Annotated in this window: 5 protein-coding genes; 4 read left to right on the top strand and 1 reads right to left on the bottom strand. The window is 57.1% G+C overall.

Annotation, left to right across the window (positions count from 1 at the left end; all coding sequences use genetic code 11):
• Nucleotides 1-564 precede the first annotated feature (564 nt).
• The 4 genes from AB4Z11_RS24370 to AB4Z11_RS24355 all read left to right on the top strand — a co-directional run bounded on the left by AB4Z11_RS24370 (nucleotide 565) and on the right by AB4Z11_RS24355 (nucleotide 3,400).
• The gene (locus tag AB4Z11_RS24370; protein WP_442028281.1) at nucleotides 565-954 is read left to right on the top strand and encodes a hypothetical protein; all 390 of its coding nucleotides are present in this window, start codon (nucleotides 565-567) and stop codon (nucleotides 952-954) included.
• Between the two features lie 51 nt (nucleotides 955-1,005).
• Nucleotides 1,006-1,251, top strand: a complete 246-nt coding sequence (locus AB4Z11_RS24365) for a hypothetical protein (RefSeq protein ID WP_442028279.1) — start codon at nucleotides 1,006-1,008, stop codon at nucleotides 1,249-1,251.
• Nucleotides 1,252-2,428: 1,177 nt separating this feature from the next.
• Nucleotides 2,429-2,854, top strand: coding sequence for a BON domain-containing protein (locus AB4Z11_RS24360; RefSeq protein ID WP_442028277.1), 426 nt, complete (start codon nucleotides 2,429-2,431; stop codon nucleotides 2,852-2,854).
• 18 nt (nucleotides 2,855-2,872) lie between these two features.
• Nucleotides 2,873-3,400, top strand: a complete 528-nt coding sequence (locus AB4Z11_RS24355; RefSeq protein WP_442028276.1) for a hypothetical protein — start codon at nucleotides 2,873-2,875, stop codon at nucleotides 3,398-3,400.
• Nucleotides 3,401-3,985: 585 nt separating this feature from the next.
• On the opposite strand, the gene AB4Z11_RS24350 is transcribed toward AB4Z11_RS24355, so the two are convergent.
• A partial coding sequence (locus tag AB4Z11_RS24350; protein ID WP_442028274.1) for an SPFH domain-containing protein occupies nucleotides 3,986-4,388 on the bottom strand: 403 nt, incomplete at its 5' end.

Raw genomic sequence — 4,388 nt, 5'->3', positions numbered from 1 at the left:
GGCTTGAAGGCCATTGACCGACCAAATTCTCGGCCCCGAAATGTCCATGTAATCCAAGCGGATCAGACCGACCAAATTCTCGGCCCCGAAATGTCCATGTAATCCAAGCGGATCAGCTGTTATCAAGTTTTTGCATCAGGTCGCGCGCTCTCGCGCAGCTATAAGCGCTGCACACCCCACTAACGCCGAATTGGGGCCGGCGCCGGCGCGCTTGCGCCTCTCGCCAAGCATTGCGTGCAGTCCGACCCGCAGTGGATGGGAAAGCCCCACAGTTGAAGGCGCCGGATTAAATGCGGGCGGCAGCGTGGGACCATCACAGCTTTCGCGCGCGGCTGGCATTTGGGCGCCTGCCCGTTCCACATTCCTAGCGCTCTATAGCTGTCATTCGAAAGTTATCCTGGATACAGCGGTCACCAACCGGTAGCAAACAAGGCGCCGTTGTCACCCTCGGGGCTGCGCCTCCTACGCCGTAGGGAGGTGTGCGCCTACGACCTGCGCCAGGTACTCTAATACCATGGCTAAGCCCGCTACACAGGGGTATCACTCTCAAGACGGAGCAAGATCATGGAAACGAATCAAAGCAGTAGCGATGGCAATGACATCCCTCGTTTGAAAAGCGCTGATGCAGCGGCGCCGGCAGATGCTGTCGAAGATGAGGTGATGCACGTCCGCACCGAAGGAACCGAAGGTATGGAGGGAGATCCGCAACAGGAAGGCAATGCACAATCGGTGCGATCGGGGCAGCAAGGGGGCAGCGAGCAGGGACAGGCCGTACACGAAGAGAGCCGGCAAGCAAACGGGGAACCTGATCGGGAAGATGATGGCGCCCGTCAGGATGATGAAGCATTGAGTGACGCAAACACTTTGGGAAAATCGACCGAAGCGTCCGATCATAGCAAGTGGCCATTTGCGCGAAAGCCGGTTGACCAGGCAGGCACCAGTGCTGAGCAGTGAAGGCACTCAACGGCGGGGCGTCCGAACGGCGTCAGACTGAAGGGGAAGCGAATGGAAGTGCTACAGTATCGCGATCATGCGATCACGTGTCTTGTGGTCAAAGAAGCGATGGGCAAACCCAATATGAGGTGGAACTGTCATATCAGCATCGGACGAGGCAGCGCACAGCCAGTGACGCACTATCGCCTGTCCGTCTCAGCCTGGACGGCCAGCACTGCCAAAACGCTGGGACTGGAGTGCGCTATGCAACACATTGATGAGGTGCTGGACGTGGCGTTCGATCCAAAAAAACCGTGATGAACTGACGCGTGCTTCCGATTCGGGTCGTGCGCGAAGGTCCACACCGGGGAGGGGCTGAGTAGACGCGCCGGCCGGCGCCCGTGCAGCGAGGCATGTTCTTCTGATTGGCACTTTTCCGGCCATGATTTCGGTTAGTTCCCCATAAAATATGACGTGCCGTTGATCAGCTGATCTGGCCATCGGCCTGATGCGCTAATCGACCATTAGTGGCCGGCTTGATTTGCATTAGTCCGCAGCGGCGGGCGCTGTATGCGGCCGAGGCCGCGAGTGCAGTTGCCTTGCCTTGCCTTGCCGTGCGAGTCAGCAGGCGTGCGCCACACCCTGGTCATCCGGCGTAGTGTCGGATGCAAAGAGTATCGTCCAAGGTCCGGTTCAGGACGGGATACATAGCCGGTCTATAGACTGCCGATACGTTCCGCTGGATAAAGAACTGCTTGTGGCAAGGAGCGCTCGCATTTGCGGGCCTCGTATCGCGCAGCGTTCAAAACGCAGGGCTGACGGGCAACGGGCTATGGTGATTCGGCGCATTGATGAGTTGACGGCAAAGAAGGTGTCCATTGTTATCTCAGCCAGGGCCGCATTTGGCGAAGATTTCGGATATCGTACCGCCTGGTCTATCGGCTTGCCGGCCGGTTTAATCACGTCGGTGTTTGCCCGRCCTTTCCACGACACGCGGGAATTCGGCTTGGCATTTTCTGCAGCAGGTGATCGGAGACGCATGCCTCGCTAGTTTGAAATTTTTCGGCACCAAGTGGACGTGCACCATAGCGCAAATCGGAATGTGGGCCAGCGCTCGTCCTCGCGAAAGGAGCCAGGCTGGGGCTGCGCCATTGAATGGATGCACGCAACGGCAGGTTATTGATGCGCCATTGTCGGCGTCGGCGCACCGCAGCCTCACTACAGTATTCAACCTCGTTGTCGGAGCAAGTATGCTGGCAGGCGGGGCTGCATGTGAAAGCGCACTGGGGACCTGCGAATCTTATTGGACGTTTGCTCGGATGGAGCAGCAACACAAGGAAAGCCAGACTGAGCACCTGTATGCTCAGTGTGCTGAGCATTGTTTGGCGACTGGCCGAATTCCTTTCAAGATTTCTGGACGTTATTGGCATAACAGACGTGTCTCTCTACGCTCGCCATGATGGACCTCCGCATCAGCGATTTCCGAAAGGCGAATATGAAACAAGTGTCGAAGAAAGTACTGCGCGCAGTTTTGGTCACTGCGCTCGGTTCCAGCGGGTCTATCGCGCAAGCGGCGCCCATCGCAACGGTTTCGCAAGCCCCACAGCAAGGGCAGCCAACGCCTGTAGCGGACAATACCAAAGTGAACAGTCGCGACAAGGTCGAACGCTCACAGACGCCGCAAGCGCAATCGAACGCGAAAGCTGATCGCAAACTGTTGGCGACGGTGCGCCGCGCTATTTTTAGGGACAAGTCACTGTCCGTGATGGCGCACAACATCAAAATTCTGGCGGAAGGCGGCGTTGTAACCCTGCGGGGGCCAGTGCAGAGCGATGACGAGAAACGTAAAGTGGAAGCGCTCGCAAAGTCAGTCTCCGGCGTGTCCAGCGTGGACAATAAAATCGATATCAAGAGTAACTAACTCAATTGGAGAACTATTATGAGTACAGCCGTATATGGCATTGCGCAGGACCACACTCACGCAGAAAGCATCGTTGCCAATTTGAAGGAGGCCGGTTTCTCCAACAACGAAATTTCCGTCTTGTTTCCGGATAAAGGCGGGACCCGCGATTTCGCCCACGAACAAAACACGAAACTGCCCGAAGGTGCGACCACCGGTGGCATTGCCGGCATGGGCACTGGCGCCGTGCTTGGCTGGCTGGCCGGTATCGGTACGCTGGCCATCCCGGGGATCGGCCCATTCATCGCTGCAGGCCCAATCATGGCCGCCCTGGGCGGTGCTGCGGTTGGCGGCGCAGCAGGCGGCTTGATTGGCGGTCTGGTGGGCATGGGTATTCCGGAATACGAAGCCAAGCTGTATGACGGCAAGGTTCGCAATGGCAATGTGCTGATTTCGGTGCACACTGAAAGGTCCGAGCAGGTAACGGTTGCGAAGGGCATACTGGAACGCGGCAGCGCGACGGACATCAAGTCTACTTCGGAAGCGAGCGCGCCATCCGGCCGTTAAGTCAACCACGAGGCAGCCGGGGCTGTCTCATGGCACTGCTGGATGTTAGCGGTTGTGCATAATTTTACCGCGGAACGTGTAACTGAGCGGACGAGTAGAGCGCTCCTGCGTTTCGTTTGCCCCTTCGGACCAGGTGCTGTGTGGTCCCGCGCAATGTGGCACACTCCGACGGTCACTAGGATTCACCGATAGCACGCGCGCGATGGTCTCGTCGGGAACCTTCATATTCTTGAGGTACCGGGATGCGTAGGACTGTCCATGCGTCTGCATCAACAGCACAGCATGCTCAATATCGGCTGCAGGTCCGTTGTTCTGCCGTCGATCTCTACTTTTTCGCATAACGTTACCTCCAGATTGACGGGGAACTCGTGTTAGACCAATTGACGGGCGGCGTCGCTGCACGAAGTTCTCTTGATGAATGCATTATGCTCTCTTATCGAAAACAAGGGCGCTGGATGCCAGCGCCTGCTGCAAGATGGCACAGGCTAATCGCACTCCAAGGAACCTGGATAGCCGATCTTCGGCAGGCATCCTGGACAAAGCCAATCACCGTAGAAGTTAACTGACGATATTTCCTGTCGTCAATCAGGCCGCCACTTTGCTCCATGAGACCTCTGGGCCTGCGCCTCCCTTATCGTGAGTTGCAGGGATTGCTGTGGCCGCAGGCGGATTCAAGCTATCGATCATCGTGCTTGGGATCAGGATTGTGGCGCCGCGCTCTTTCGTTGTCTCGTAAATAATATTCATCGCTCGCAGCTGCAACGCTGCAGGATGCCCTGCATAGGTGTCAGCTGCCTCGACAAACTTGCCGGCAATAGCAGCCTCGGCAGAGCCGAGAATGACACGCGCCTGCTTTTCGCGTTCTGCTTGCGCTTGACGAGACATAGCATCTTGCAAGGCGACGGGAATTGCAACGTCTCGAATCTCAACAGAGCTGACCGATATACCCCATGGGAATCTCAACAGAGCTGACCGATATACCCCATGG

The organism is Pseudoduganella sp. RAF53_2 (assembly GCF_052113985.1).
Taxonomy (GTDB): domain Bacteria; phylum Pseudomonadota; class Gammaproteobacteria; order Burkholderiales; family Burkholderiaceae_D; genus Rugamonas.
Note: the sequence above shows the minus strand (reverse complement) of the source record. Positions and strands in the feature narration are given on the sequence as shown.

Excerpts from the sequence above, each read along its gene's own strand:
- AB4Z11_RS24370 (WP_442028281.1), top strand. The coding sequence starts at position 565 with ATGGAAACGAATCAAAGCAGTAGCGATGGCAATGACATCCCTCGTTTG.
- AB4Z11_RS24365 (WP_442028279.1), top strand. The coding sequence starts at position 1,006 with ATGGAAGTGCTACAGTATCGCGATCATGCGATCACGTGTCTTGTGGTC.
- AB4Z11_RS24360 (WP_442028277.1), top strand. The coding sequence starts at position 2,429 with ATGAAACAAGTGTCGAAGAAAGTACTGCGCGCAGTTTTGGTCACTGCG.
- AB4Z11_RS24355 (WP_442028276.1), top strand. The coding sequence starts at position 2,873 with ATGAGTACAGCCGTATATGGCATTGCGCAGGACCACACTCACGCAGAA.